This window comes from Streptomyces luteolus (assembly GCF_029968015.1).
Lineage (GTDB): Bacteria > Actinomycetota > Actinomycetes > Streptomycetales > Streptomycetaceae > Streptomyces > Streptomyces luteolus.
The window spans coordinates 87555-112343 of the sequence record NZ_JASCIS010000006.1 but is presented as its reverse complement, the minus strand read 5'-3'; the positions used below and the strand labels follow the sequence as shown (position 1 = coordinate 112343).

Genomic DNA, 24789 nt, shown 5'->3' with positions numbered 1-24789 from the left:
CAACCGGGGCCGGCAGGCACTACGGGCCGCTACCGGCCCCGGTTCCAGGGGGACCCGTCGGCACGGGGGATGGAGGCCGACGGGCACGGTGACGAGGCGGGCGGTCAGGGTGCCCGCACTCGTCGTTCAGGGGACCCTCGGGTCCCCGCGATCAGGTCTTGTCGGCCCAAGCGTGGCCGGAGCAGCCTCGGTTGCCCGGCACAGGTGACGTACGCACGCCCTGGTCGGAGGCACGTACGACCGCCCTACGCGGCCCCGAGCGCGAGCATGCGGTCGGGCCTGAGTCGGCCGAGCAGTGCCGTCCAGTCGGCGGGCACCTCACCCGGCTCGTTGTAGATCTCGAAGGACTTGCCCACGGCCTGCGGGTTGTACAGCGCCTGCACACACGCCTCGGCCACCGCGCTGCGGGACACCCAGCCCTCGCCCCGGTCGTCCTGCTCCAGCCGGACGCGTCCTCCCGCGACCGCGTCGTCCGTGAGCCAGCTGGGCCGAGCGACTGTGTACGGAAGCCCCGATTCACGTACCGCGTCCTCACCGCGCAGCCGCCAGTCGAGCAACCGCCCGTAGGCGTTCATCGGGTGCTCGCGCCGGGTCACGAAGATCTGGCTCATCAGCACGAAGTGCGGGCGTTCGCCCTGCGCGGTCGCGGCGGACAGTGCATTGCGCACGCCGTCGTGCACCGTGGTCTCGGGGCAGTCGGGGCCGGAGTCGGCCGTGCCCGGCTCGACGCCGAAGACCACTCCGGAGCAGCCCCGGAGGGCCGCGACCAGCGTGTCCGCGTACCGGACGTCCGCCCTGTACACCTCGACACCGCGCGGCGGCGGTACCAGGCCGCGCTCCGGCGTGCGGCTCACCACCCTCACCCGCGCGCCCTGTTCATGGAGCCGCCGGGTCACCAGCCCCCCGACCCGGCCGGCACCTCCGATCACTGCAATGGGGCCGTACGCCTCCATCGTTCCCCCTCCCCAGGGTTGTCGCCGCGCAGTCCGTTCCGGGTGTTCACACCCAGTGCAGAATGTCGTCGGCAGAACTCAGTTCCGTTTCGGCGGGTACGCCGGTCATGGCAGGCACCCGCAGTCGCGGATAGACGGTGATCCCGCAGAACCGGGATCCCGGCCAGAGCACGGCCCCGTCGCCGATTGCCGAGTAACTCTCCAGGCACGTCGGGCGGTTGTGCTCCGAGTGCACCTCCGCCATCGGCCCGACGTACGAGTCGGTGACGTGGGCGCACGGACCGATGACGGCGGACTCGCCCACGACCGACCGGACCAGAGTGCTGCCTTCGCGAACCTCGGACCCGTCGCCGATGTCCGTGTTCTCCAGCCGTACCCCGGTTCCGATCTCCACGTCGCGGCCGATCCGCACCCCGGTGCCGATCTGCACCGATCCCTCGTCGATCTTCTGAGCGAGCGTGGTGCCGGTGACGTCGTCCTTCGTGTACAGGCTGCTCTCGTGAATCCAACGCCGCGGAACACTCTCGTCCGGGACGTCCATCAGCCGATTCATCTGCTCGTACTCGCCGTTGAGCACGAGCTGCACCGTGTCGAGATAGTCCGGGACGTTGCCCAGGTCGCCGAGCCTGGCGATGGCGTGGCTCGCCACCGGCTGCCCGCGGCCGACCAGCCAGGGCAGCAGGTCGCCACCCCAGTCGAGCCGCTGGTGGGACTGGCGGAACAGCTCCGGCTCGCGGGCGAGCAGGCGCAGCCGGTCGCAGTCCACGAGGTACATCCCCGCGTTGGTGGGCAGCGTCGCTGCCGGGTCGGCGGCCGTCCGCGGGAAGAGCTCCCCCAGCTCCGCCGGGCCGGGCTTCTCCACGAACCCCTCGACGAGGCTCGCCGCGTCCGTGCGCATGACGCCGTACTTGGTGGCTATCTCCGCGGCCGTACGTTCCACGGCTGCCACGGTCACGACCGCGCCCCGCTGCTCGTGCGTCGCCTCCATCGCCTTCAGGTCGAAGTCGAAGAGGGAGTCGACGGGCAGCACCAGCGCACGCCCCCGCAGATCCCACTGTTCGAAGTTGTGCAGGGTGGCACCCGCGGAGCCGACGTTGTAGCGGTCGAAGCGCGACCTGGAATATTTGATCTCCACTCCGTAACGCTCACCGTGCCCGAGCAGCAGCTTGATCTGGCTACGGTTCTCCAGGCCATGGGTCACCACGTAGAAGCGGCGGATTCCCTGGTCTCTGCACTCCTCGAGTACCCACTCGATGAGCCGCCTGCCGACGAACGGTATGAGCGCCTTGCTCCGGATGTAGTCGGACGACTTCAGGGTGATCGGTCTGGCCCGTTCGCCCCTGCCCCCCGCGAGGATGACGCCGACTGTTTCCTGTTGTCGACTCGTCTTCTGATGTGTACTCATCACGCCCCCCGTCGAGTTGAGTAGATACGCCGTCACGTTTCCGTTACGGGAAGTCGACCCTCAGTTCCATTCGCTGTCGTCGGCACCCTTGGTTGCCGCCGTGATGCTGCCGTCGGCCTGAGCCGTCGCGGCCGTCTTGGCATTCGAGTCTGCGGTCGCAGTCGATGCGCCGAAGACAATAAGTGCCAGCGCAGCCAGCGCCCCCACGAAACCCTTGATCGCCGCTCGCATGTAATTCATAATTCCCTCCCGTTATGAATGCTGCCGCGCCCTTACTGCCGAGAATCATGCCGCAAGAAACTCGGCGATCGGGGATTCGGTAGCCTCTGGATCGCGCAATGTAAGAACCAGAAGGGGGAGCAGATGTGTAGGAATCCGGACATAAGTCCACAGCCCAACATCGTGAAGCTGTGCGATCGTGGGCTTGAACACTATCGGCGAGCCTTGGCAGAAGGTCCGTTCAGCACCGAAATACCCGAATGCCTCCTGGAGCTGGGGCTGCTGCGACCCATGGCTGAAAACACCGCGCTCCTGACGGCCGTCCCACCGGACATCGCGGCCAGCGAGCTCACCCGCCCCATCGAACGGGCCGTCCTGGCCCAGCAGCACGTGATCGCCGCCATCTACGATTCCGTGTCGCACGCGGAGGACATCTACCGGGAAGAGCACCGGGAGCTTGCGGGGCAGATTCGGTTGCTTCACGGTTCCGACGTCATCCGTGCCGCCGTGCAGCACGCGGCCAGCACCTGCCGCGACGAAATGCTCACCGCCCAGCCCGGCGGCGCCAGGGCCCCGGAGGCGCTTGCCAGAGCATTGCCGCGCGACCTGGAGATGGCCAAGCGCGGCGTCGTGCAGCGCACCCTCTACCAGCACACCGTGCGCACCCACGGCCCCACGCTGGCGTATGTCGAGCAGGTCTCCACGGCAGGCGCCGGAGTGCGCACCCTCGACGAGCTCTTCGACCGGCTGATCATCTTCGACCGGTCCATCGCGTTCATCCCCGATCCGCGCCACGAGCTCAGCAGCACGGCACTCGCCATCGAGCACCCGGCGATCATTCATTACCTGGCCAAGGTCTTCGACCACTCCTGGGCCCGCGCCGAACCTCTCGGCACCACCCAGGAGAACAACCGGCCCCTGGTACTCACCGATGAGACCCGCAAGGCCGTGCTGCGCCTCATGGTGCAGGGCCACACCGACGCCGCCATCGCCTCACGCCTCGGTATCAGTGCCCGTACGGTGTCCACCCACATCAAGCGCGCGTCCGAGCTCCTGGGCAGCCGCAGCAGGGCCCACCTGGCCTATCTGCTGGCCCGCTCCGAACTGGTCGAGGACTGCGTGGTCTGACCGACCTCGCCGGTCCGACCGGCTCGCTCCGGGACCGTCCCTTCCGGGAACCCGTCCCTCCCGAGGGCCCGTCCCCTCCCAGGGGGTTCAGCCGCCGAGGCGCCCTACCGCGGACAACACGTCCGCGATGCCTTCCGCCGGCGCCCTGTCGAGCGTCGGCACTCCGACGACCTCGCTCCCGGGCAGCAGCTCGGCCAGGGCATCCACCAGGCCGTCCGGGTCCGGCCTGCCGCCCACCACGACGATCTTCCGGTGCAGGCCCGTCAACTCGGCCGCAGCACGGGCCAGATGGGCGTTGTCCAGATACACCAGATGCGCGTGGGCGATCCTCGGCGCCGCCTCGCGGGCGGCCAGCGCGAGCTCGGTGCCCCTGACCCCCACCGAGACCAGGCAGACGTCGGCCCGGTCGTTCCTGAAGTCCCAGTTGACCAGGGGAAGTTCGGACCCGATCCAGTCGAGCGAGCGAACCTCCTCGGCGCACCCGACCCGGATGTAGTGCGCGCGCCCACTGGCCGCGGCGGTGCGGGTGACCGCCCTCGTCTCGGCCTCGCCGTAGGGCGCCGCGACCGTCACGCCGGGCACCCGGCGCAGCTCCTTGAAGTTCGCAGGGCACACCCTCTGGGGCGACACGACGGTGACCCCGACGGACAGATAGCTGAGCACCAGGCCCAGATTCTCTTCCTGGAAGGGCCCGGTGAGGGAGACGAACGGCCGGTACCCCGCTATGGCGAGCCCGGCGGCCATGTCCACCATGGCGGCCTCCGTCGTGCGCAGCGCATAGAACCGTTCGGGATGAGCCAGCTCGAAGGGGTGGCTCTCCCCCCTGACAGGCGTCTCCAGGCACAGCACGCGCTCGTCGTCGTAACCGACCCTCGTCAGCTCGGCCCGGTACGCCTCACGCCCCGAGAGCGTCATCCGGCAACCCAGTCGTCCGTACCCCACACCGTGAGCCCCCCCATCAGAACAACCCCGCAGGACGGCTTCGCCCCACGCACGCTCCCCACGCGCAGCGCGACAGTAGGTTCCGCGCGGTACCGACGTCAACAAATTGTTGAAGTGTGAAACCCCAGGTCAACGGGCGGCAAAGTGTCTGCGGACGCGACGGGAGTTCGATCACAGAGCTACCGCCCCGTCACCACATCCCGCGCCAGCCTCACCAGATCCGGGATCGCCGGATGCGCCGGGGTGCCGTCGCGCGCCCTGTACGGGGGCCCTCAGTACCCGGATCAAGGTCCGGCCCGAGTTCGTCAAGGCGATGGACCTCGCCCGCACCATTAAGAAGGCCGTCCCGCACCAGCGGGTGGTCTTCACCTTGCACGAGATGAAGCGTCTGGGCCGCGGCGCAGCCGAGCTCCTGGCCATCGCCGATGAGTTGCGCCACCACGACATCCAGCTCGAACTCCTCACCGGCCCCCTCCAAGGGGTCTACGACCCCTCCGGGCACGGCGCCGCCCTCTTCGCGTTCTTCGCCGGCATGGCCGAGTCCGAGCGCGAATACATCCGGGAAAAGTCCTTGGAGGGCCAGCCATCCGCCCGCGAGCGCGGCCGACAGGGCGGACGCCCGAAGGCCGTCGACGACGACATGGCCGCGTACGCGCGGTCCCTTCGGGCCAACGGGGTTTCCGTCCCCGAGATCGCCCGAAACCTGGTCATCACCTCCGGCAAGAATCAAGGGAAGCGCCCCTCGGTCGCAACCGTCTACCGCATCCTCGCCGAGGACTCCGACAGCACCGAATGAGACGGCTTGAGAGCTTCAAGATCAACTCATTGGCCCCTTTGACCCGTATCTCGGCGATACCCCTACGACTTTCCACCTGACCTCCTACGTGACCAGACCGCGGATGGTGCGCCGGCCGCCAGCCCGACCGGAGGCCGCCGCCGTCTGCTGGAGCTGTCGGCCGGATCGCCGACCACCCGTTCTGGAGAGGGCCGGCCGGAACCCCGGCTGCCCGGATGGAACTGAAGGAGCTGGCCCAGCGCAGCGTCCGCAGCGCGACCCCGGCCGTCCGGCAGGCGGGGTGATCGACGGCCAGCGCGAGCGATGGCCGGTCAGGGAAACCGACTGCAGGTTGGAGTGCATGCGTCGTGCGCCGATCGTCGTCCATCGCCCCTCGGCGGCGGGCGGCCGACGAGTCACGGTTCACCGCCGAGGCCGTGATGAGATCCTGGGCACGGCCTACTCCGACCACGACCTGGTCGTTTTCCTCGAAGCGCTCGGCGTCCCCGACCCCGACGGAGTTTTGAGTGATCCGAAGTGGTTGGAGTGGCGCGACGGCCCAGACCGCCTGTGGCCCACCCCACCCGATGGGCGCTGATCCGGTTCCGTACGAGGTCACCGTCCACATGGGGGTTCGCGTGCCGCACCACCCGCACCGGCTGGGTCGCGTCATCGGGCGAGGTGGTCGCCGAGAGCGTGTTCAGCAGTTGCGAGACCCTGACAAGCGCGTCGGACGGAGGGGCCATGTCGGTTTGGGCCGTCCCACGCGCGCAACTGGATGGTCACTGGAAGCCGCCCGGAGGGGCGTTCCGGTGGACAGCCGGTGGACAGACGCCTTTGGACGAGCCAGTACGAGGCCGCACGGGGAAGACTGGCGCACATGGTCTGATCTGGGAAAACGTCATCAGGAAGCATGGTGCGGCACCACCCGGCCTGATCGCTCTCGGTCTCGTAATGCGTAGGTCTCGGGTTCGAATCCCGAAGGCGGCTCCACTGGAACCCCAGGTCACGTTGATCGTGACCTGGGGTTCTGTCGTTCCCTCGCGCGCGCCTCACGCCGTGCGCATAGCGGGTCGCCCTGCGGGGGTGGGTGGCGACACGGGATGCGTGAACCGAACGAATGATCGTATTGAGCCGGAGCGGTGGATGTCCGTCCGTGGGCGGTAGGGCGCCTCGCTCTCCCGTGGTCGAGGAGCGGCGACGGAGAGTGCGACGGAGAGTGCAATTAGTCCACTAGTTCTACGGTGAGGGTAGGCGGGGATGGCCGAATCGCCCCTGCGCACAGCGAAAGCCCAGCTCACCTGCCCTGGCCCCCAGTAACCTCGGCGTCATGGCCAGCAGTTCTGTCAGCGGGACGTGCGACAGGGGGACGGATGAGGGTCGAACTTCCGCCGGAGCCGGTGTACTTCGTCAATCGCGACCAGGAGAAGGCGCGGGCGTTCCGGGCTGTGGAGGAGTGGCGAGGGCGCGGGCGAGGGCGGCCGTTGATCCTTGCGCTGCGGGGTCCGGCAGGGCTCGGCAAGACGGAGTTGGCGGGGGTGCTGGCGCGGAAGCACCTGGAGCGGTTTCCGGACGGAGTGCTGTCGGTCGACCTGGACGACTTCCGGCTGCGCGGCGGGCTCGACCCGGGAGAGGTGCTCGAGCAGCTGCTGCGCTCGCTCGGCGTTGAACCGGCCCTGGTCGAGACGCAGTTCAAGGCCAGGTGCAAGCAGTACTGGAGCCTGACGCGCGAGCGGAGACTCATCCTGGTCGTGGACAACGTCCGCTACGCATCCGAGCTGGATCCGCTCCTTCCCGCCTCCGGGGACTGTGTCGTCATAGCGGCCAGTCACGGACCGTTGCCCGAGCTGGCGGGCGGCGCCGTAGACCTCCCGTTGCCGCCCTTGTGCGAGAAGGCCGCGACGGAACTGCTTGAGGCGATCGTCAAGGAGGCCCGGCCGACGGCCGACCGGGAGGAGGTGCGCGCGCTGGTGCGGCTCTGCGAAGGCCTGCCCATGGCGCTGCACGTCACCGGCAAGTGGGTGCGCGCGTCTCCGCTGCGGCCCTTGCCCCGGCTGGTCAAGGAGTTGGAGGGGGAGTTCGGCGAGCGGGGTGTGGAAGGAGTCGAGCAGCTCTGGAACACGGTGTACGAGGACCTCTCACCGCCGGCCGCGCTGCTGTACCGGCTGCTGCCGTACCACCCCGCCGGGACCTTCACCGCCGCCTCCGCGACCGCGCTCCTCGGCCTCGGTGCGGACGTCTGCGAGGTGGCGTTGGAGGAGCTGGACCGGGTGGGGTTCCTCGATCTGCGCCGGGCCGTGCGGGAGGGGCTCGCGTTCCGGCTGCCGGGTCCGCTGCGCGCGCACGCCCTGCGCCGGTCGCGGCGCGACGCCACGGAGACGGAGGTCGCCGAGGCGCGTTCGCGCGTACTGCGCTGGTTCGTACGACAGGCTCAGCGGGCCGATCTGTACGCCGCGGGCAAGCGCCTGACCGTGGTCGACCCGTACGAAGAGGTGCCCGACGCACCGGACGTGCCACTGGAGGATCCGCGGGCGGCGCAGGGCGAGGAGCGGTCCGAGAGGGCCGCTCGGGCGGCGCGTTGGCTGTACGAGGAGCGGCATGCGCTGTTCGCCTGCGTGCGGACTGCCGGTGCGTACGGGATGGACGCCGAGGTCGTCGCGCTCTCCGAGCCCCTGTGGACGTATGCGCTGGATCACCCTTATCAGCCGGAGGTCGTCGAGGCGTTCCGGCTTGCCGTGGAGGCGGCGGTGCGGGACGGCGGGAATGCGGCCTGGATCGCGCGCACCCGGTGCCAACTGGCCCGCCCGCTCTGGGAGTCGGGCCGGTTCGAGGAGGCGGGGCGTGAGCTGGATGCCGCGACGGCTGCGCTCCGGTTGCTGGGAGAGGGCGCCGGAGACCGCAAACTCACCGCCTCGGTGATCGAGTTCCGGGGAATGCTGAGCGGTGCGCGCGGTGAATGGGCGGCGGCCGTCGCGGACTTCGGCCGCTCCCGCGACATCCACCGCACCCTGCCCGCATCCGATTACGGCGTGCTGCTGCTGACGTACCGGATGGGCGAGGCCCGGTGGAAGCTGGGCGAGACCGAAGCCGCCTACGAGCTGCTGACGGATGCGTACGCGCGCGCCGTCGAACTGAAGCGGGAGCGGATGACGGGGCGCACGGCCTTCGCGCTGGCCGGTGTGGTGCGGGACCGACGCCGGACGGACGAGGAACCGGAGGCTCGGGTTCGGCGGAACGGCCGGGCACGGGAGCTGTACGAGCAGGCCCTCGCGAGTGCGCGCAGCCGTCGTTCCGGGTTCGATCAGGCGCGCATCCATGACGTACTCGCCGCACTGGCCGAGGAGGACGGCCGGGATGCGGACGCCGCCGAGAACCGCGAGGCGGCGCTTGCCATCCGACGGCGGAACGGGTTGGCGGAATAGGGGCTGTCTCCCCTCGGGTCTTTGCGGGCCCCTAGATGGTCTGGCTGCGTTCGGTCGGTGTGGCGGGGCGGATCCGGAGGGGGAACTGTCGTTTTCCCACCAGGCAGTTGAGCTCTCTGGTCGCTGCGGGTCCGTCCGGCGAGGCATGCACGGCGGATGCGGCCACGGCCGGGTCGATGCGGGCGATCCGGCCGCCGTCCTCGGCGTGCGGGCCCGCCTCGACGGCGTACGTCTGCTCGTGTGCGCGGGTGCGCAGCAGACAGGCGCCGGTCGGCAGGAGGACGGCGGCGGTGCGGCAGCCCGGGTACGAGTCGAGGGCGTGCAGCAGCCAGCCCTCTGCCGGCCAGGCGAGATCGGGCGCCGCGGGCGCGGAAGCGCGCCGGTAGAGGAGGCCGGCGGAGCGGACCTGGGGCTCTCCGGCGGCGCCGTACTCCGCGGCGAGGTGATGGCCGGCAGGGCCGAGCCCGGCGGGGTGGCGGGTGAGGGACACCGTCGCGGGGGCGGGGGCGGGGGCGGAGGCGGAGGCGGGGGCCTCGCGGGCCTCGGTGATCTCCGCGTGGACGTCGAAGGCGTTCGGTGCGCGGGGCGGGACGGCGTTCGGGCCCGACAGGGGAACGGGCAGCGGGCGTGGCGGGGCGGAGGGGCACGGCGTGGGCGGTGGCGTGAGGCCGAGGAGTGCGTACAGCTCCTTGCGCAGCCGGGCCGTCGCCTCGCCCCGGCAGGCGAACGCCGATGCGGCTGCGGCCAGGCCGACCCCCGGGTCGTAGGCGCGCAGGGCGCTCTCCACTTCCCGCAGAGTGTCGGCGGGGGAGGCGGTGTCGTCGAGCCTCAACTTCGGTGTCCGGCCGAGGAGTACGGCCATGGGGCTGCCCGGGATCAGTTCACTGCTGGTGCGGTCCCCGTACGCGGGGTCGTGGACGCCGACGACGGGCCGCTCGGAGGCCGGGGCCGCGGCGGCGAAGTACAGCGCGGCGGATCCGTGGTCGGTGATCAGGGCGTCGGCGGCGACGAGGACGGATCCCCATTCCTCGCGTGGACGGGCGAGCACCAGGCCCGCGTCGAGTGCGGGGGCGAGCCGTTCGGCCAGTTCGTACGCGCCGAGCCGGCTCCATTCGTTGGGGTGCACGATCAGGGCCAACTGGTAGGAGTCGTAGGGGAGGTGGGCGGCGAGCAGGGCGGGCAGGCCGGGGTGGTGGCGGAGCAGCGAGTCGGGGCCCCAGGTCGAGGCGAGGGCGATGAGGGTGCGGAAGCCGGTGCCCAGAGCGTTCCGGTAGCGCTCGCGGAGCGAGCGGGAGGCGAGGAAACGGTCGAGGGTGGGGTCGCCGACGACCTTGGCCACGCGGGCTGCCTGTGCGTCTGTGGCGGCGAGGCGGTCGAGCTGGTCGGGGTGGGCGAGGGCGTGCAGGGCCATCGGGGCGGCGCCGTCGGTGCGGGTGCGCTGCAGAAAGGCGGGGTCGAGCCCGGACGCCGAGTCGGCCGAACCCTCGTACGGGATGGCCTTGTTGAAGCCCGCTCCGTGAGGGAGGAGGACGTGTCTGCCGCGGAGCAGCTCCAGTTCGCCTTTCGGGCTGGCGGCGACGATCAGGTCGAAGGTGCGGGTCCGGGCTTCTTCCCAGGGGACGAGCCGGCCGCCCACCGTGTCGATGGCGGCTAGGGCGTCGGCACCGAACTCCGAGCCGGGTACGAGGGTGAAGAGGCGGGTGATCCGTTCGTCACCGGCCAGGGCGGGCGCGGCGTCGAGGAGCCGGTTGAGGGCTACAGCGGATCTCGCGGCGAGGAGCACGACACGGTGCTCGTCCGTCGTCCGTCGTCCGTCGTCCGTCGTCCGTCGTCCGTCGCCCGTCGCCCGTCGCCCGTCGCCCGTCGCCCGTCGCCCGTCGCCCGTCGCCCGTCGCCCGTCGCCCGTCGCCCGTCGCCCGTCGCCCGTCGCGTCGATTCTATCGGGAAGCGGCCCGCGAGGTGGGGTGTTCTCGCAGGTCAGAGCGGGTTCTTCGGTGTCGTCCGGCGACATGCCCTGATCGTACCGCCGTCACGGGGACGTACGGCTGTGAGTGATCTCTGACGCACCTGCGGGGAGCGGAAGGCGGGGCGGTCGCGGCGTGGTGAGGATGGGCCCATGAGTGACTTGTGGGTGGGGGTGATCGCTGCCGGGGCGGCGCTCGGGGGCAGCTTCGTCGCCGGCTGGTTCGGTCGCAGTGCGGGTGCGCGGCAGGCGGAGGCGGCGCGGCACGCGGGGGACCGGCAGGCCGAGGCGCTGCTTGAATCGGTCCGTCTGACGATCCGGGCGGAGGCCCGGCAGCGTGCGGTCGCGCTGCGGAGGCAGGTCTACGGCGAGTTTCTGGTGGCCGCCGAGGCCTCGATCTTGGCGGAGCGTACGGGGCGCGGCGGGCCGGACGATGCGGTGCGGCTGCATGGGGCGCTTGGTGCGGTGGTGCTCGAAGGCCCCGCGGAGGCGGTCGCCGCCGCTCAGCTCGTGGTCGACGGTCTGCGTCGGCATGCGCGGCCCGATGAACTGGCCGATGCGCGGGACGAGTTCGTGGCAGCGGCGCAGCGGGCGCTGGCCGATCCGGCGGCTGACGACCAGGGCTAGGTCCGGCCCCGGTCGGCTCAGGACGTGACCGCCCGCAGCAGCAGTGCGTGCAAGCGGTCCTGTTCCTGCTGGGTCAGGGGGGCCAACGGGGAGTCCTCGGCGAAGAGTTCGAGGAGGCGTTCGCGTAGCTCCGCGCCCTTGTCCGTGAGGATGAGTTGCTTGGCGCGGCGGTCCTGCGGGTGGGGGCGGCGTTCGACGAGGCCCTGGTCCTCCAGGCGGTCGGAGACGAACGTGGCGTTGGATGGCTCGCAGCCCATGCGCGTGGAGAGTTCGCGCAGCGTCAGCGGGCCGGTCAGTTCGCGCAGCGCGATGGCCTGCGGTGCGGTCAGGCCGAGGGAGGAGGCGCGCTCGCGCACATGCGTCTCGATCTGCCGGGCCAGGCCGGTGACCAGTCCGCACAGCTGCCGTTCGGTTGCCATGGGTCTCATCGTACGCAGGTCCGGGGCGCAAGCATCGAGCTGAAAAGGTTGCAGCTCGAATGATTCTAGCTATAACCTTTTTTCATGTCTGCCACCACGATCAGTGACACCAGTGACACCAGTGACCAGGGCGAGCGCGAGCGCCTGCGCCGCCCCTCCCGGACCCGCACCCTCCGCCTCGGCGATCTGCGCATCAGTCATGTCGCCGACGGCGCGGTGCGGTTGAAGCCGCGCGGCTGGTTCCCCGCGTCCACCGACGAGGACTGGGTGCGGTACGCGGACCACCTGGACGACCAGGGCGCACTCGTCGCCGGAATCGGCGGACTGCTCGTCGAGTACGGAGAGCGAGCCCTGCTCATCGACGCCGGGCTCGGGCCCGACGCCGCGCCGGACGACCCGGAGAACGGCTGGATCGGCGCCATCCACGGTGGCCGACTCCTCGACAGCCTCGCCGAGTTGGGCCGCTCACCGGCCGACATCGAGGCCGTCGCCGTGACGCATCTGCACACCGACCACATCGGCTGGGCCTGGAACCCCGCGCCGGGCAGCGACCGGCCGGCGTTCACCGGTGCCACGTACCTCTTCGGCGCGGACGAGTGGAACGGCCGCCACCGCATCCCCGGGGTGCACGGCATCACCGAGGAGATCCTCGCCGCCCTCGAACCCAGGGCCCGTACGGTCGCCGAGGGCGAGGAGATCTTCCCCGGCGTACGGGTCCTGTCGACCCCCGGGCACACCGTCGGACACACGGCGTACGTGATCGAGTCCGGTGGGCGGCGACTGATCGCGTTCGGGGACGCGCTGCACTCGCCCGTGCAGATCAGTCACCCCGAGTGGTCCGCCGCCCCGGACGTGGACGCCGACCGCTCCGCCGACCACCGCCGCCGACTGGTCGCCGAACTCTCCGCCCCCGGCACTGTCGGCTACGGCATCCACTTCGCCGACGTCGTCTTCGGCCGGGTCGAGCGGCGGGCCGGGACGGAAGCGGGTGCCGGGGCGGAAGCGGGTGCCGGGCGCGCTGTGTGGGTGCCGGTCGAGGGGGCGTAGTCCGGGGGCGGGGCGTGGCGAGTACGCTCGGCCGCAGGTCGGCCCAGTGGGCAGCCGTGCCGGGGCCGCGGCCCGCGGTCGTACGGAACTGCCCTGTGGGACACGTGTGTCGAGGGGCGAGGTGGCTGAGGTGTCCGAGGCGGAGGTCGTCCGGGAGGTGCGCGGAAGCGCCGGGTGGCTCACCCTGAACCGGCCGCGCGCTCTGAACGCCCTGACCCATGACATGGTCCGCCTGATCGACGCGGCCCTCGCGCGCTGGGAGCGGGACGAGCGGATCGCGTACGTCGTGCTCGACGGCGCGGGGGAGCGCGGCCTGTGCGCGGGCGGTGACATCCGCGCCATCCGGGACTCCGCGCTGACGGACGAGGGAGCGGCGGCACGCGCGTTCTGGCGGGACGAGTACCGGCTCAACGCGCGCATCGCCCGCTTCCCCAAGCCGTACGTCGCGCTCATGGACGGGATCGTCATGGGCGGCGGCGTCGGGATCTCCGCGCACGGCGGGGTGCGGATCGTCACCGAGCGCTCGCGCGTCGCGATGCCGGAGGTGGGCATCGGGTTCGTCCCGGACGTCGGCGGCACGCATCTGCTCGGGCGCGCGCCCGGCGAGCTCGGCACGCATCTCGCGCTCACCGCCGACGCCATGACCGGTGCGGACGCCGTGCACTGCGGGTTCGCCGACCACTTCGTGCCCGCGGCGCGGCTGCCCGAGCTGCGCACGGTGCTCGACGGGCGTCAACTCGGCGATGTGCTCGCCGAGTTCGGCGTCCCGGCGCCGCCGTCCCCGCTCGCGGAGCAGCGGTCGTGGATCGACGCGTGCTACGCGGACGGGAGCGCCGAGGAGATCGTCGACCGGCTCGCCGACAGCGGGGAGCCCGACGCGAAGGAGGCGGCCACGCGCATCCTCGGCCACTCGCCGACCGCGGTGCAGGTCACCCTGGAGGCCGTCCGCCGGGCCCGCGTGCTCGGCACGCTCGACGCGGTGCTCGACCAGGAGTACCGGGTCTCCTGCGCGGCACTCGCCGGACCCGACTTCGTCGAGGGCGTGCGCGCCAAGCTGGTGGACAAGGACGGCGAACCGCGCTGGGCGCCGGGCACGCTGGGGGCGGTCACGCGGGCTGAGGTGGAGCGGCACTTCAACTTCTGAATCGGCCCGTCCAGCTGAATCAGCCCGTCCTGGGGGCACCTCCCAGCGGTAGCTGGGGGAGTTTGAGGACGAGCCCGCAGGGCGATCGACGGGGCCCGAGTCGATGGTGCCCGAGTCGATGGTGACCAAGTCGATGGTGACCAAGTCGACGGTGCCGTCCCCCGCCCCCCGTTCACTTCGCATCCGCATAGCACTCCACCACCGCCGTGCTGAACGGAAACCGCACCGCTGTCTCGCCGAAGACGATCCTGGCCGCTTCGAGCGAGGCCGCGCCGATGGCCTCGACGACCGCCTCGGCCTCCTCCCGCGGGCAGTGCACGATCACCTCGTCGTGCTGGAAGAAGACCAGCTCGGCCGCCATCTCCGCGGTGGCCCGGCGCAGCGCGGCGAGCAGCACGAGCGCCCAGTCGGACGCGCTGCCCTGGACGACGAAGTTCCGCGTGAAGCGGCCGCGGGCACGGGAGTTGGTCGAGGCGTAACCGGGCACCCACTCGTCCGCGCCCGCCTCCCCGTCCCCGGGATCCGTGGCCGCCGTGCCTCCCGACCCCGCCCCCTCCTCGGGCAGCATCGGGATCCCCGCCTCCCCCTGCTCCTCGGCCCCGGCCGCGGGCGGGCTCGTCCGGCCCAGCCAGGTGCGGACGAGGCGGCCCTCCTCCCCGGCGCGGGCCGCGTCGTCCACGTACGCCACCGCGCGCGGGAAGCGGCGGCGGAGCAGGGCGAGGGTTCTTCAGGCCGTCACCGGACGTCTGGCCGTAGACCGCGCCCAGGACGGCGAGCTTGGCCGCGTCCCGGTCGCCGGAGAAGGCGCGGTCGGAGACCGCTTGGTACAGGTCGTCCGGGCGGGCCGCCACCTCCGTCAGGCCCGGGTCACCGGAGATCGCCGCGAGCACCCGTGGCTCCAGCTGGTCGGCGTCGGCCACGACGAGGCGCCAGCCCGGGTCGGCGACCACCGCGCGCCGGATGACCTTCGGGATCTGCAGGGCACCGCCGCCGTTGGTCACCCAGCGGCCGGTGACCGTGCCGCCCGGCAGGTACTCGGGGCGGAAGCGGCCGTCCCGCACCCAGTCCTGCAGCCAGGACCAGCCGTGCGCGACCCAGATGCGGTACAGCTTCTTGTACTCGACCAAGGGGCCCACGGCCGGGTGGTCCAGGGTCTCGATCTCCCATCTGCGAGTCGACCTGATCCGGATGCCGGCCTGCGCGAACGCCTTGATCACGTCCGCCGGGAGGTCGGGCCGCACGCGCCGCCCGAACGCCGCCGACACCTCGTCCGCCAGCTCGGCCAGGCGGCGCGGCTCGCCCCCGCCCGCGTACCTCCCGCCGAGGAGTTCGTGCAGCACCTGCTTGTGGACGTCCGCACTCCACGGCAGCCCGGCGGCGTTCATCTCGGCGGCGATCAGCATGCCCGCCGACTCGGCCGCCGTGAGCAGGCGCATCCGGCCGGGGTGCAGCGCGCGCTCGTGCCGGAGGAGCTGGTCCGCGTACACCTCCAGGAGGCCCTCCAGTGGTACGTGCACGGGGCCCGGCTCGAAGAGGGAGGACTGCGAGCCCGGTTCGGCGGCGCGCTGCGGCGGGTCGGGCGGCACCGGGCGCTGGTTCAGCCGGGCCCAGGCGGCGGCCGCGGAGCGGGGTTCGCCGAGGCGGCCCTCGTGGGCGAGGAGGAGCTGCTCGGCGTCCTCGATGTCGTAGCACCGCTCCACCCGGACCCCGGCCGTGAGCAGTCGTGGATACACCTCGGCCGTCGAGCGCCACACCCAGCGGAAGACCTCCGGGCGCTCGCGGACGGCCGTGACGAGGTCCGGCTCCCGCACGGCGCCACCGAGCGGCCGCCCGGCCCCGTCCACGGGAACGAGCAGCGCTCCGCGGCCGTCGTCGGCCAGGGCCAGGACCCAGCGTTCGCTCACAGGTGCGAGTCTCGCAGCCCCCACTGACAACGGCCCCGACCCACGCCGCGCCGCCCGACCCGCGCCGCCCGGCCCGCGCCGCGCTGCCCGACCCGACCCGCGCCGCCCGACCCGCGCCGCCCGGCCCGCGCCGGACTCCGGCTCGTCCCGGTTCGGCCCCGGGAGGGCGCTCGCCCGCCTGCCCCTGCCCGCGTTGCCCGCTCCCGGCGCGTACGACGAGCCCGCCGACCGTACGGTGGACAAGGGACGTACGCGGACAGACCCGTACGTAGCGACGCCAGAGCGGAGGAGACCGGATGCGTGTGGCCCTGGCCCAGACGGACTGCGAGCTCGGCGAGGTCGACGCGAACCTCGCGACGGCCCGCGACCAGGTCGAGCAGGCCGTTGCCCAGGGCGCCGACCTGGTCGTCTTCCCGGAGCTGAGCCTGCACGGCTACCACCTCGGCGGCCTGAAGCGGGACGCCTCCGTCGAGGCGCGCGACCCGCGCCTGCTCGAACTGTCCACCCTCGGGGCTGGTGTCCTCGTCGGCCTGCACGAGCACACCAGCCTGCGCGCGTACAACACCTCCGCCTACTACAGCGAGGGCGCGCTCCTGCACGCGCACCGCAAGCTCTATCTCCCCAACTACCTTGCCTGGGAGGAGCGCAAGCACGTCAGCCCCGGCCAGTCCCTGCGCGCGTACGACCTGCCGGGCGGGCACGGGCGGGCGGCCACCCTGGTCTGCAACGACGCCTGGCAGCCGGTGCTTCCGTGGCTCGCGGTGCAGGACGGTGCCGAGGTCGTCGTGATCCCCACCAACAGTGCGGCGAGCCTCGACCCGGAGGCCATGGACACCGGCCTCTACTGGGACACGCTGCTCTCGTACACCGCGAAGATGCTGCAGTGCTGGGTGGTGTTCGTGAACCGCGTGGGCAACGAGAACGGCGCCACCTTCTGGGGCGGTTCACGGGTGGTCGACCCGCGCGGCACCGTCGTCGCACAGGCCCCGAAGTGGGAGCCCGCCCTTGTCACCGTCGACATCGACGTGCACGAGGCCCGCCGCCAGCGGCGCGCGGTCCCGCTGGTCGCGGAGGCCCGCCTCGGCTTGGTGGACCGCGAGGTGCGACGGCTGATCGACGAGGGCGGCGACAGCTGACGGAGGCAGCCGCTCAGGGGGGCGCCGGGCGCGACTATCGTGGACGGCTGCGCACGCGCGCGTGGGGAGGGATTCGGGAGGGACTCATGTCGGACGCGACGGACGCGACGGACGCGACGGACGCGACGGACGCGACGGACGCCGTCGACCGGGCTTTCGCCGCCGCCCTGTACGCGAAGGGCGACGAGGGCGTGGACACCGGCGCCGCCCTCCTCACCGCGGACCCGGCACACGTACGCGAGGCGCTGCGCCGCGGCGAGGAGTTCGTTCGCAGCGCATGGCAGCGCGGCTGGCAGCCCGCCGATGTGATCCGGATCGTCCGCCGCGAACTGGCCGACCACCACGCGACGATCGCCGCCGAGCTGATCCGCCGGGAAATCCGGCGCTATAAGAACCAGGGCCTGCCCCCGCGCTGGCAGGAGCAGGTGGACGAGCTGCCAAAAACCGCACCGCGCGGTGACCGATTCCTGTACGCCAGTGCCCTGTTGGAGCTGTACCGGCTGCTGCTGCGCCTGCCCGCCCTGGAGTCGGTCGGCCCCGCACCCGGAACCCCCGTGCACGCGCGCGTGGCGCATGCCGAACCCCGGATGCTGGCCCGGATCCGCGCGCTGCTCGCCAAGGCCGAGGCGACCGGCTACCCCGAGGAGGCGGAGGCGCTCACCGCGAAGGCCCAGGAGCTGATGGCCCGCCAGGGCGTCGACGAGGCACTCCTGGCCCACCGCACGCACGCGCCGGACACCCCGGCCGCCCGCAGGATCGGCGTCGACGCCCCGTACGAGGCGGCCAAGGCGATCCTCCTGGACGCGGTGGCCACGGCGAACCGCTGCCGCGCGGTGTGGAATGAGGCGTTCGGCTTCTCGACGGTGGTCGGGTTCGAGACCGACCTGGACTCGGTCGAGCTGCTGCACACCTCGCTGCTCGTGCAGGCCACGGCCGCGATGACCAAGGCGGAGGCGGCCCAGCGCGCGGGCGGCCGCAAGCGTACGAAGACGTTCCGGCAGTCCTTCCTGCTCGCCTACGCCCACCGCATCGCCGCCCGCCTCGACGAGGCCGCCGACCACGGCACGGCGGCGGCCGGGGACGAGGCGGGCGCGGCCGCGGCCGACCTGCTGCCGGTCCTCGCGGCCCGAGACGTGGCGGTCACCGACCGGACCGACGAGATGTTCCCGGAGACGACCAGCACCCGCGTCCGCTCGGCCCAGGACGAGGCGGGCTGGCACGAGGGCACGGCGGCGGCGAACCGAGCGGGCATGTAGCGGCCGGTACGAAGCCCCGAACCCGTACGGCGACAACCCCCGAACCCGTACGGCGACAACCCCCGAACCCGTACGGCGACAACCCCCGAACCCGTACGGCAACAACCCCAGTGATCCGACCGACAACAACCCCCGCGATCCGACGTATCCTCGCGACGTGAGCTGGCTGCGAGCGCTGAAGGAGACCGCCCGCTCGGGCCTCAAGGTCGAGCGGCGCCGCCTGGAGCCCCTGATCACCGTCCGGGCGGGCGCGGGCCTCGCGATCGTCGTCGGCGTGAGCCTCTGGCTGTTCGGCCCGGCCGTCGCCGCCAGCTCCGCGTTCGGCGCGTTCCAGGCCGCGATCGCGACGTTCCAGCGCAGTTGGCGCCCGCGCCCGGTGCTCGCCCTCGCCTCCGGCGTGAGCCTCGGCATCAGCACGTTCCTCGGCTATCTCACCGGCACGCAGGGGGTGCTGTTCCTCGCGCTGCTCGCCCTGTGGACCTTCCTCGCGGGCCTGAGCTGGTCGGTCGGGCCGACGGTCGGCATCATCGCGGCCTCGAACGTGGCGATGATGCTGGTCACGATCACGCTGCCGACCAGCCTCCTGGCGGCCGCGGGCCACGCCGCGATGATCGCCGCGGGCGGCCTGGTGCAGGCGCTGCTGATCGTGTTCTTCCCGGTACGCCGCTGGGGCGCCCAGCGGGACGCGCTCGCCGACGCCCTCGCCGCCGAGGCCGACTACGCCCGCCGCCTGCGCCAGGACCCGGTCGCGCCCTTCGACCCGGCCCCGCTGATGGCGGCCAGGGACGCGGCCACGGTCACCCCGCGCCAGGCCCGCCGCCGCCCCGCCGAACTGCACGGCGCCCGCGGCCTCGCCGAACGCATCCGCCCGGTCCTGGCCTCGCTCGCCGACCCGGCCGTGGGCGTACCGGCCGAGGGCGTGGAGCGCGACCGCGTACGGGAACTCCTCGCGGCGGCCGGTGAGGTGCTCGACGCGGCGGCCCGCGCGATCCGGCACGGCGAACCGGCCGAGCTGCCGGCATCCGCGCTCGCCGCGCTGCGCACTCCGGACACCGGCGCGATCCTGACGGGCCCGCCGCGTAGGGCGGCCACGCGCCTCGCGGCGCTGCTCGACGACGTGGTCGAGACGGCCGACCCGCCGAGCTCGATCGCGGGCCGCCGCTCGCTGCGGTCGATGCTGTCGACGATGGTCGGCCACCTCCCGCCCACGGTCACCAACCGCCTCCCACCCGCCGTCACCGAGCCCCCGAAGCCCGGGACACCGAAAGAGACGCCAGCCGATACGACGGCCGGGACACCGAAAGGGACGCCAGCCGATACGACAGCCGAGACACCGAAAGAGACGCCAGCCGATGCGCCAGCCGGGACGCCAGCCGCGGTCACCCCGGAGCCCACCCAGGGCCCGGCGGTCACCGGCACCACACCCCTCCCCGCCACCCTCAGCTCCTCCGACACCCAGCCCATCACCCTCTCCCGCCCCACCGTCCCCGAGCTGGCCCCGGTCGCCGCCCGCAAGATGCGCCGCGAACTGGCGCAGAGCACAAGGGAGTCGGCGATCAAGCGGCACGCGTTCCGCGTCACGGTCGTGGCCGTCGTCGGCTATCTGATCGGCCAGGCCCTGCCCCTCGGCCACGGCTACTGGGCGCCGATGGCCTCCGTGATGGTGATGCGCCCGGACTTCTCGCAGACGTACGGCCGCGCCGTGGCCCGCTTCGGCGGCACCCTCGTCGGCGTCGCCGTGGCCACCGGGGTCGTCCAGCTCACCGACCCGGGCCCGGTCCTGTCCGGCGCCCTGGCCGTGATCTGCGCGGCCCTGACGTACCTCCTGATGAGCACCGGCTACGCGGTCTCGCAGGTGACGATCTCCGCGTACGTCGTGTTCCTGCTCGGCATGGGTGGCACCGAGTGGACCCAGACGGTGCCGGAGCGCGTCGTGCTCACGCTCGTCGGCGGCGTCCTCGCGATGCTGTCGTACGCGGTCTACCCGGCCTGGGAGACCCCGCGTCTGCGCACCCGGCTCGCGGACTGGCTGGTCGCGGGCGGGAGTTACGCCGCGACGGTCCTCCACCACTACGCCGAGCCCGCCGGCCGGCACGCCACCGATGTGCGCGAGACCCTGCTGACCATGCGGGACGCCAGGATCGCCTGGCAGGACGCGGTGGAACGGGCCGAGGACGAACCCGTACGGCACCGCGGTCTCTCCCGTACGGCCGCCGAGGACGCCGGGCAGGCGCTCGCCGAGATGGTCCGCGTCGCGATGCTGATGGAGGCCCACCTTCCGGAGCGCGGCACCACCCCCGTACCGCCCGCCGCCCTGCTCGCCGCCGCCCTGCGCGAGTCCACCGAGCGCGCCGCGAAGGACCTGCGGGAACGGCGCGTGCCCGACTGGGAGCACGTGCGCGCGGTGCTGCGCGACTGGAACGGCGAAGGCCTGCCCGACCGGGTCGTACGCCGTGGCGGCCGGTTGCTCCTCGAATCACTCGACGAGCTCTCCGACTCCCTGGACACCGGCGCCCCGCGCGAGACGCGGAACGCGGACGACGGGAACGACGGCGGGCCGCGGCCCCCGGAGGAAACCGCGGCCCGCTGAAAGCCCGTCGGGACGCAAGAGGTCAGTCAGCCCTGTGGCAGGTCCGTCGGGACGAAAGAGGTCAGCCCTGCGGCAGGTCCGTGGGCATGCCCGTCGGCAGCCCCTGCGGCAGCTCGCTCTCGTCGGTCTTTTTGAACTCGTCGGTGCCGACACCGTCCCAGGCGACCGTCATCGAGGTGGCGTCCACGGACTCGATCTTGCCCGTCTCGCGCTCGCCGCCGCCCTGGCACTTCAGCGTGATCGCCGTGCCGGTGGCGGTGCCGACGCACGTGGTGCCGGTCTTCTCGCCCACGCCCATCTCGGCGAGCACGGCCACCTTGCCGCCCTGCTGGACGGAGAGCGCCACGGACTTGCCGTTGTTCACCGAGACCCACAGGCCCTCGGAGCTGCCCTCGGCCCCCGAGCCGGAGTTGTCGGCACCGTCCGAGACGCCGCCCGTGGTGTCCTTGGCGCCGTCCTCGGCCGCGGAGCTGTCGCCCTTGCGCTTGCCCCCGCCGTCGTCGCTGCTGCATCCGGTCAGGGCAAGGGCGGCGACGACCGCGGCGGCGGCGGCGCAGACGCGTACGTGCTTGATCATGTGAAGTCCCCCTGGACGGCTCGCTGTTCGGTTCGGTACGGCTCGACGGAGCCGGAGCCGGGCCAAGCTACCAGGAGGACTTCCGGACGCCCGGCAGATATCCGGCGTGCGCTTGCTCACGCAGGTTCACCCTGGACAGTCCGAACGTCCGCAGATAGCCGCGCGGGCGGCCGTCCACGCTGTCGCGGTTGCGTACGCGGGTGGCGCTCGCGTCCCGGGGCTGGGCGCGCAGTTCCCGCTGGGCCGCGAGGCGTTCGGGCTCCGGGGTGTCCGGCCTGCGGATCAGGTCCTTGAGCTCGCGGCGCCGCTCGGCGTACCGGGCGACGACCTCGCGGCGGTGCTCGTCGCGGGCGATCTTGCTCTTCTTGGCCATCAGACCTTCACCCCTCGGGCACGGATCCTGGCGACCGCCGCCTCGACGCCGATGGTGTCGACGGTCTTGATCCCCTTGGCGCTCAGGGTCAGCCGTACGTGCCGGCCCTCGCTCTCCAGCCAGTACCGCTTGCGCTGGATGTTCGGGTCGAAACGGCGCGAACTACGGCGGTGGGAATGGGAGATCGTCTTGCCGAACCGCGGTTCGCGTCCGGTCAGCATGCAGTGCGCGGACAAGGTGGTGCACCTCTCTGTGGGCCCGTCGCAGGACGAGCTGGGCGATGGGCTTGGTAATGGAAACCATTTTCACTTACTCTAGCCCACATGGCCCGCAACGAGCTACGACCCGTGATCAAGCTGAGGTCCACCGTCGGCACCGGCTTCACGTACGTCACCCGCAAGAACCGCCGCAACGACCCGGACCGGATGGTGCTCCGCAAGTACGACCCGGTCGTCGGCCGCCACGTCGACTTCAAGGAGGAGCGCTGAGATGAACCGCCGACAGCACGTGGGGGAGGCAGTGGCATGAACCCCGGAATCCACCCCGCCTACCGCCCCGTCGTCTTCCGCGACCGCGCCGCCGACTACGCCTTCCTGACCCGGTCCACGCTCACCAGCGACAAGACCGTCGAGTGGGAGGACGGCCACACGTACCCGGTGATCGACGTGGAGATCTCGGACCGGAGCCACCCCTTCTACACCGGCACCGCCCGCGTCCTGGACACCGCGGGCCGCGTCGAGCGCTTCGAGCGCCGGTACGGGAAGCGTGAGTCCCGCTGATGGGTGCGGACTTCGCGGTCGCCCTCGTCGCCGGGCTGCACGCCGACGCCCGCAGGGCCGCCGTCGACCGGCTGCTCGCCACCGTCCCGGACAGCGTCGCCCTGCACCACGACCTCTCGACGGCCGCGCGGGGCACGGTGGTGCGTACGGTCCGTGATGCCTCAGGCGTGTTCTCCACCGGTGAGGCACCGCTCGTCAACGACTGCGCCTGCTGCGCGCTGCGCGAGGACCTGCTGCCCGAGCTGGAGCGGCTCGCGGACGCCGGGCTCACCCGGCTCGCGGTGGTCGAGCTGTGGGACTCGGTGGAGCCCAAGGCGATGGCGGAGGTCGTCGCGTCCGGCGGCCTGGAGGTCACCGGCGTCCTCACCGCCGTCGACCCCGCGCTGCTCCTGCCCTACCTCGGCAACGGCGACGACCTGATGGAGGCCGGCCTCGCGGCCGCCGCCACCGATCAGCGCACCGTCGCCGACACCTGGGCCCGTCAGCTGGAGTACGCCCCCGTCCTGGCCCTCGTCGACAGCGCGGAGGCCGACGACGAGGACCGCGCCCTGCTCGCCCAGCTGCACCCGACCGCACGCCAAGTCTCCGTGGAGCACGGTGACTTGGCTCAGGCCGCGCTCGCCGGGTTCGACGTGGAGGCGGCCGCCGCGGCCCAGCATCCGGCGTGCGCACTGCTGCCCCAGGAGGCGGACGAGGCAGGCGTCGGTACGTACGTCTGGCACGCCCGCAGGCCCTTCCACCCCGAGCGGCTGTACCGGGCCCTGGAGGATCTGACCTGTGCGGCGGCGCGCAGCCGCGGCCGGTTCTGGCTCGCCGACCGGCCGGACTCGCTGCTCGCCTGGGACGCGGCCGGGGGAGCGCTCTGTGTGGAGAACGCGGGGCCCTGGCTGGCCTCGTTGCCGGACGCGGCCTGGGAGCTTGTGCCGCCGGTGCGCCGCGCCGCCGCCGCCCTCGACTGGCACCCCGAGCACGGGGACTGCTGCCAGCACCTGGTCTTCACCTCGCCCGGCCTGGACCGGGAGGGGCTGCAACAGGTCCTGGACTCCTGCCTGTTGACCGACGCCGAGTACGCCGCGGGCCGCGAGGCCTGGAAGCGGCTGCCGCCCGCCTTCGAGCACCTCCTGGAGGTCTGAAACCCCATGTCTCCCCGCAAGGCCGACCGCAAGCCGGTCAAGGGCCGCCCGAACCCGCTGGACCAGGCGGGCATCACGTACATCGACTACAAGGACACCGACCTGCTGCGGAAGTTCATCTCCGACCGCGGCAAGATCCGCTCGCGCCGGGTCACCCGCGTCACGGAGCGGCAGCAGCGGTAGCTGGCGCGCGCGATCAAGAACGCCCGCGAGATGGGGCTGCTTCCCTACGCGACGCGGTGAGGCGCCGGTGAGACGCCGGTGAGGTGCCGGTGAGACGCCGCCCCGCTCGATAGGTAGGGAATCTCCTACGTTTGACGCGTAGGAGATTCCCTACCTATGGTGGCCGCATGAACATCACTCATGCCTCTTTCGTCACCGTGCCCGTCACCGACCAGGACGCGGCGCTCCGCTTCTACACGCGGACCCTCGGCTTCGAGGTCACCGCCGACCGGCAGATGCCGCCGGGCCGCTGGCTCCAGGTCGCCCCCGCCGGCGCGCAGACCGTGCTCACACTCTCCGGCCCCGGAATGGGCGGCTTCACTCCGGGCAGCGCGCAGGGGATCATGTTCGTGACCGGTGACGTCGACGCCGACTGCGAGCGGCTGCGCGCCGCCGGGGTCGAGGTCCAGGGTCCGGACGAGCTGCCGTGGGGGAGGATGGCCGGGTTCGCCGACCCCGACGGCAACCGCTTCATGCTGCTCACGGAGAGCGAGCCCACGGAGAAGGAAGGCGACTGACCGCGTGGTCACCAAGAGCGCCCCGCACGGCGACGGCACCGCACAGGACCGCCAGGCCCCTGGCACCGCAGAAGACCGTCTGGCCTGCGGCACCGCACAGGACCGCCTGGCCCGCGCCGCCGCGCAGGACCGCCAGGTCCGTGGCACCGCGCAGGATCGCGAGGCCCGTGGCACCGCGCAGGACCACGAGGCCCGCGGCGCCGCGCAGCACCGCCAGGGCTTCGGCACCGCAGAGGACCGCCAGGCCCGCGGCACCG

The 24789-nt window shown here is 72.1% G+C and carries 24 protein-coding genes and 1 pseudogene; 15 read left to right on the top strand and 10 right to left on the bottom strand.

Going from position 1 to position 24789, the window contains the following annotated elements:
• Positions 1–245: 245 nt before the first annotated feature.
• Genes QIT00_RS07915 through QIT00_RS07905 form a run of 3 tightly spaced genes read right to left on the bottom strand, consistent with a single transcriptional unit; the run spans position 246 to position 2589 of the window.
• On the bottom strand, positions 246–953 hold the full coding sequence (locus QIT00_RS07915) for an SDR family oxidoreductase (protein ID WP_282534403.1): 708 nt from the start codon (positions 951–953) through the stop codon (positions 246–248).
• A gap of 46 nt (positions 954–999) precedes the next feature.
• On the bottom strand, positions 1000–2358 hold the full coding sequence (locus QIT00_RS07910; RefSeq protein ID WP_282534402.1) for an NDP-sugar synthase: 1359 nt from the start codon (positions 2356–2358) through the stop codon (positions 1000–1002).
• A 60-nt stretch (positions 2359–2418) separates the two neighbouring features.
• Positions 2419–2589, bottom strand: coding sequence for a hypothetical protein (locus QIT00_RS07905; RefSeq protein ID WP_282534401.1), 171 nt, complete (start codon positions 2587–2589; stop codon positions 2419–2421).
• A gap of 279 nt (positions 2590–2868) precedes the next feature.
• Between QIT00_RS07905 and QIT00_RS07900 the strand changes: the two genes are divergently transcribed.
• Positions 2869–3705 (top strand): helix-turn-helix transcriptional regulator, encoded by an 837-nt coding sequence (locus QIT00_RS07900; protein WP_282534400.1) that lies wholly within the window; start codon positions 2869–2871, stop codon positions 3703–3705.
• An 87-nt stretch (positions 3706–3792) separates the two neighbouring features.
• Here QIT00_RS07900 and QIT00_RS07895 read toward each other — a convergent pair whose 3' ends face one another.
• Positions 3793–4620 carry a transketolase family protein gene (locus tag QIT00_RS07895; RefSeq protein WP_282534399.1) on the bottom strand — a complete coding sequence of 276 codons (828 nt, stop codon included), beginning with the start codon at positions 4618–4620 and terminating at the stop codon, positions 3793–3795.
• Between the two features lie 133 nt (positions 4621–4753).
• On the opposite strand from QIT00_RS07895, the gene QIT00_RS07890 reads away from it, so the two are divergent.
• From QIT00_RS07890 to QIT00_RS07880, 3 genes are all read left to right on the top strand, one after another.
• Positions 4754–5443, top strand: a complete 690-nt coding sequence (locus QIT00_RS07890) for a recombinase family protein (protein WP_349017164.1) — start codon at positions 4754–4756, stop codon at positions 5441–5443.
• Positions 5444–5783: 340 nt separating this feature from the next.
• The gene (locus QIT00_RS07885; RefSeq protein WP_282534397.1) at positions 5784–6020 is read left to right on the top strand and encodes a hypothetical protein; all 237 of its coding nucleotides are present in this window, start codon (positions 5784–5786) and stop codon (positions 6018–6020) included.
• Positions 6021–6795: 775 nt separating this feature from the next.
• A complete protein-coding gene (locus QIT00_RS07880; RefSeq protein WP_282534396.1) occupies positions 6796–8844 on the top strand; it encodes a hypothetical protein in 2049 nt (682 codons plus the stop codon).
• Between the two features lie 31 nt (positions 8845–8875).
• Here QIT00_RS07880 and QIT00_RS07875 read toward each other — a convergent pair whose 3' ends face one another.
• Positions 8876–10855, bottom strand: a complete 1980-nt coding sequence (locus QIT00_RS07875) for a translation initiation factor 2 (RefSeq protein ID WP_282534395.1) — start codon at positions 10853–10855, stop codon at positions 8876–8878.
• 105 nt (positions 10856–10960) lie between these two features.
• Here QIT00_RS07875 and QIT00_RS07870 point away from each other — a divergent pair, with 105 nt between their 5' ends.
• Positions 10961–11434: a hypothetical protein gene (locus QIT00_RS07870; protein ID WP_282534394.1), complete on the top strand. Its 474-nt coding sequence runs from the start codon at positions 10961–10963 to the stop codon at positions 11432–11434.
• Between the two features lie 17 nt (positions 11435–11451).
• On the opposite strand, the gene QIT00_RS07865 is transcribed toward QIT00_RS07870, so the two are convergent.
• Positions 11452–11853, bottom strand: coding sequence for a MarR family winged helix-turn-helix transcriptional regulator (locus tag QIT00_RS07865; protein ID WP_282534393.1), 402 nt, complete (start codon positions 11851–11853; stop codon positions 11452–11454).
• An 84-nt stretch (positions 11854–11937) separates the two neighbouring features.
• Between QIT00_RS07865 and QIT00_RS07860 the strand changes: the two genes are divergently transcribed.
• On the top strand, positions 11938–12900 hold the full coding sequence (locus QIT00_RS07860) for an MBL fold metallo-hydrolase (protein WP_282534392.1): 963 nt from the start codon (positions 11938–11940) through the stop codon (positions 12898–12900).
• Between the two features lie 130 nt (positions 12901–13030).
• Entirely contained in the window at positions 13031–14044 is a 1014-nt protein-coding gene (locus QIT00_RS07855; RefSeq protein WP_282534391.1) for an enoyl-CoA hydratase/isomerase family protein, read from the top strand.
• Between the two features lie 172 nt (positions 14045–14216).
• Here the strand turns inward: QIT00_RS07855 and QIT00_RS07850 are convergent.
• Positions 14217–15948, bottom strand: a pseudogene (locus QIT00_RS07850) (bifunctional 3'-5' exonuclease/DNA polymerase).
• Positions 15949–16244: 296 nt separating this feature from the next.
• Between QIT00_RS07850 and QIT00_RS07845 the strand changes: the two are divergent.
• The 3 genes from QIT00_RS07845 to QIT00_RS07835 all read left to right on the top strand — a co-directional run bounded on the left by QIT00_RS07845 (position 16245) and on the right by QIT00_RS07835 (position 20930).
• Positions 16245–17084: a nitrilase-related carbon-nitrogen hydrolase gene (locus QIT00_RS07845; RefSeq protein WP_282534390.1), complete on the top strand. Its 840-nt coding sequence runs from the start codon at positions 16245–16247 to the stop codon at positions 17082–17084.
• Between the two features lie 86 nt (positions 17085–17170).
• A complete protein-coding gene (locus tag QIT00_RS07840; RefSeq protein WP_282534389.1) occupies positions 17171–18340 on the top strand; it encodes a DUF2786 domain-containing protein in 1170 nt (389 codons plus the stop codon).
• 157 nt (positions 18341–18497) lie between these two features.
• Positions 18498–20930: an FUSC family protein gene (locus tag QIT00_RS07835; RefSeq protein ID WP_282534388.1), complete on the top strand. Its 2433-nt coding sequence runs from the start codon at positions 18498–18500 to the stop codon at positions 20928–20930.
• Between the two features lie 61 nt (positions 20931–20991).
• On the opposite strand, the gene QIT00_RS07830 is transcribed toward QIT00_RS07835, so the two are convergent.
• The 3 genes from QIT00_RS07830 to rpmB all read right to left on the bottom strand — a co-directional run bounded on the left by QIT00_RS07830 (position 20992) and on the right by rpmB (position 22116).
• Positions 20992–21507 carry a hypothetical protein gene (locus QIT00_RS07830; protein WP_282534387.1) on the bottom strand — a complete coding sequence of 172 codons (516 nt, stop codon included), beginning with the start codon at positions 21505–21507 and terminating at the stop codon, positions 20992–20994.
• Positions 21508–21574: 67 nt separating this feature from the next.
• Positions 21575–21880, bottom strand: coding sequence for a 30S ribosomal protein S14 (gene rpsN, locus QIT00_RS07825; RefSeq protein WP_282534386.1), 306 nt, complete (start codon positions 21878–21880; stop codon positions 21575–21577).
• Positions 21880–22116 carry a 50S ribosomal protein L28 gene (gene rpmB, locus QIT00_RS07820; RefSeq protein WP_282534385.1) on the bottom strand — a complete coding sequence of 79 codons (237 nt, stop codon included), beginning with the start codon at positions 22114–22116 and terminating at the stop codon, positions 21880–21882. The genes rpsN and rpmB overlap by 1 nt, the downstream gene beginning before the upstream one ends.
• An 87-nt stretch (positions 22117–22203) precedes the next feature.
• Here rpmB and rpmG point away from each other — a divergent pair, with 87 nt between their 5' ends.
• The 5 genes from rpmG to QIT00_RS07795 all read left to right on the top strand — a co-directional run bounded on the left by rpmG (position 22204) and on the right by QIT00_RS07795 (position 24532).
• Complete coding sequence (gene rpmG, locus QIT00_RS07815; RefSeq protein ID WP_282534384.1) at positions 22204–22368, top strand: 50S ribosomal protein L33; 165 nt, start codon at positions 22204–22206, stop codon at positions 22366–22368.
• A gap of 36 nt (positions 22369–22404) precedes the next feature.
• Positions 22405–22659, top strand: a complete 255-nt coding sequence (locus QIT00_RS07810) for a type B 50S ribosomal protein L31 (RefSeq protein ID WP_282534383.1) — start codon at positions 22405–22407, stop codon at positions 22657–22659.
• The gene (locus QIT00_RS07805; RefSeq protein ID WP_282534382.1) at positions 22659–23792 is read left to right on the top strand and encodes a CobW family GTP-binding protein; all 1134 of its coding nucleotides are present in this window, start codon (positions 22659–22661) and stop codon (positions 23790–23792) included. Before QIT00_RS07810 ends, QIT00_RS07805 begins: the two co-directional genes overlap by 1 nt.
• 6 nt (positions 23793–23798) lie before the next feature.
• Positions 23799–23975, top strand: a complete 177-nt coding sequence (gene rpsR / locus QIT00_RS07800; protein ID WP_282534381.1) for a 30S ribosomal protein S18 — start codon at positions 23799–23801, stop codon at positions 23973–23975.
• Positions 23976–24142: 167 nt separating this feature from the next.
• Positions 24143–24532: a VOC family protein gene (locus tag QIT00_RS07795; RefSeq protein ID WP_282534380.1), complete on the top strand. Its 390-nt coding sequence runs from the start codon at positions 24143–24145 to the stop codon at positions 24530–24532.
• Positions 24533–24789: the final 257 nt, after the last annotated feature.

What these genes read in the sequence shown, in the direction of transcription:
- QIT00_RS07915 (WP_282534403.1), bottom strand. Translation starts at nt 953, where the DNA reads ATGGAGGCGTACGGCCCCATTGCAGTGATCGGAGGTGCCGGCCGGGTC.
- QIT00_RS07910 (WP_282534402.1), bottom strand. Translation starts at nt 2,358, where the DNA reads ATGAGTACACATCAGAAGACGAGTCGACAACAGGAAACAGTCGGCGTC.
- QIT00_RS07905 (WP_282534401.1), bottom strand. Translation starts at nt 2,589, where the DNA reads ATGCGAGCGGCGATCAAGGGTTTCGTGGGGGCGCTGGCTGCGCTGGCA.
- QIT00_RS07900 (WP_282534400.1), top strand. Translation starts at nt 2,869, where the DNA reads ATGGCTGAAAACACCGCGCTCCTGACGGCCGTCCCACCGGACATCGCG.
- QIT00_RS07895 (WP_282534399.1), bottom strand. Translation starts at nt 4,620, where the DNA reads ATGACGCTCTCGGGGCGTGAGGCGTACCGGGCCGAGCTGACGAGGGTC.
- QIT00_RS07885 (WP_282534397.1), top strand. Translation starts at nt 5,784, where the DNA reads ATGCGTCGTGCGCCGATCGTCGTCCATCGCCCCTCGGCGGCGGGCGGC.
- QIT00_RS07880 (WP_282534396.1), top strand. Translation starts at nt 6,796, where the DNA reads ATGAGGGTCGAACTTCCGCCGGAGCCGGTGTACTTCGTCAATCGCGAC.
- QIT00_RS07875 (WP_282534395.1), bottom strand. Translation starts at nt 10,855, where the DNA reads ATGTCGCCGGACGACACCGAAGAACCCGCTCTGACCTGCGAGAACACC.
- QIT00_RS07870 (WP_282534394.1), top strand. Translation starts at nt 10,961, where the DNA reads ATGAGTGACTTGTGGGTGGGGGTGATCGCTGCCGGGGCGGCGCTCGGG.
- QIT00_RS07865 (WP_282534393.1), bottom strand. Translation starts at nt 11,853, where the DNA reads ATGGCAACCGAACGGCAGCTGTGCGGACTGGTCACCGGCCTGGCCCGG.
- QIT00_RS07860 (WP_282534392.1), top strand. Translation starts at nt 11,938, where the DNA reads ATGTCTGCCACCACGATCAGTGACACCAGTGACACCAGTGACCAGGGC.
- QIT00_RS07845 (WP_282534390.1), top strand. Translation starts at nt 16,245, where the DNA reads ATGCGTGTGGCCCTGGCCCAGACGGACTGCGAGCTCGGCGAGGTCGAC.
- QIT00_RS07840 (WP_282534389.1), top strand. Translation starts at nt 17,171, where the DNA reads ATGTCGGACGCGACGGACGCGACGGACGCGACGGACGCGACGGACGCG.
- QIT00_RS07830 (WP_282534387.1), bottom strand. Translation starts at nt 21,507, where the DNA reads ATGATCAAGCACGTACGCGTCTGCGCCGCCGCCGCCGCGGTCGTCGCC.
- rpsN (WP_282534386.1), bottom strand. Translation starts at nt 21,880, where the DNA reads ATGGCCAAGAAGAGCAAGATCGCCCGCGACGAGCACCGCCGCGAGGTC.
- rpmG (WP_282534384.1), top strand. Translation starts at nt 22,204, where the DNA reads ATGGCCCGCAACGAGCTACGACCCGTGATCAAGCTGAGGTCCACCGTC.
- QIT00_RS07810 (WP_282534383.1), top strand. Translation starts at nt 22,405, where the DNA reads ATGAACCCCGGAATCCACCCCGCCTACCGCCCCGTCGTCTTCCGCGAC.
- QIT00_RS07805 (WP_282534382.1), top strand. Translation starts at nt 22,659, where the DNA reads ATGGGTGCGGACTTCGCGGTCGCCCTCGTCGCCGGGCTGCACGCCGAC.
- rpsR (WP_282534381.1), top strand. Translation starts at nt 23,799, where the DNA reads ATGTCTCCCCGCAAGGCCGACCGCAAGCCGGTCAAGGGCCGCCCGAAC.
- QIT00_RS07795 (WP_282534380.1), top strand. Translation starts at nt 24,143, where the DNA reads ATGAACATCACTCATGCCTCTTTCGTCACCGTGCCCGTCACCGACCAG.